The sequence below is a fragment of the Acinetobacter sp. WCHAc060006 genome (assembly GCF_004209135.1).
GTDB classification, from domain to species: Bacteria; Pseudomonadota; Gammaproteobacteria; order Pseudomonadales; family Moraxellaceae; genus Acinetobacter; species Acinetobacter cumulans.
Genome location: NZ_SGSS01000090.1, coordinates 1 through 862, shown reverse-complemented (window position 1 = coordinate 862; position 862 = coordinate 1). Strand labels below are relative to the sequence as shown.

General features: G+C 42.1%; 1 tRNA gene and 1 rRNA gene. Both read right to left on the bottom strand.

The features are described 5' to 3' along the window. Window positions 1–320 (bottom strand): 23S ribosomal RNA (locus EXE29_RS17660); the annotation flags it as partial. 406 nt (window positions 321–726) lie between these two features. Continuing rightward, a tRNA-Ala gene (locus EXE29_RS17310) sits at window positions 727–802 on the bottom strand. Window positions 803–862: the final 60 nt, after the last annotated feature.

Sequence of the window (862 nt, the reverse complement as noted above, 5' to 3'; positions counted from 1 at the left end):
TACTATGGTTGCTCTTCCCAGAGCATTCCACTAAAACTGATATGACTTAATGGGCTGTTCCCCGTTCGCTCGCCGCTACTGAGGGAATCTCAATTGATTTCTTTTCCTAAGGGTACTGAGATGTTTCACTTCCCCTCGTTCGCCTCAACAACCTATGTATTCAGTTGTTGATACCCGCCTTATAGCGGGTGGGTTTCCCCATTCAGAAATCTCCGGATCAAAGGATATTTGCCGCCTCCCCGGAGCTTATCGCAGGCTATTACGTCTTTCATCGCCTCTGACTGCCAAGGCATCCACCACATGCACTTAATTACTTGACTATACAACCCCAAACAGTCGTTAACATCTACAAGTGATGCTACCGTCGCAGACTTAACTGCTTCTGATTTGTTGTTTCGTGAACTTAATCACTGTACAGCTTCAATTAGATTCATATACCAAAACGCTTGATTCAGTTAATTTCGCTAGTAACTCATTTCTTGTAGTTGCCTACTTGAAACGAGTATGAACAAATTATTTCAACTCAAATATATTCTGTTAATGATTTTTCTAGCCTTCGTCAGGTCTAGAAACTGTGATAAATCACAGAGATTATCAAGTCCGCGTATCATAACGCTTGTACTTGTTAATCTCTAGGATCTAAACACTTGATCGCTTAAGGACTAAGCTAACAATCGTTTGATTGTTTATTTTAGCTTCGTTCTCTATACATTCCGCAGGAATGTATGGTGGAGACTAGGAGAGTCGAACTCCTGACCTCCTGCGTGCAAAGCAGGCGCTCTACCAACTAAGCTAAGTCCCCAGCTTATCAATAAGTCAATGTCTCTGTTTTTCTGTATTCAGCATTTTCATGCCGGTCAGC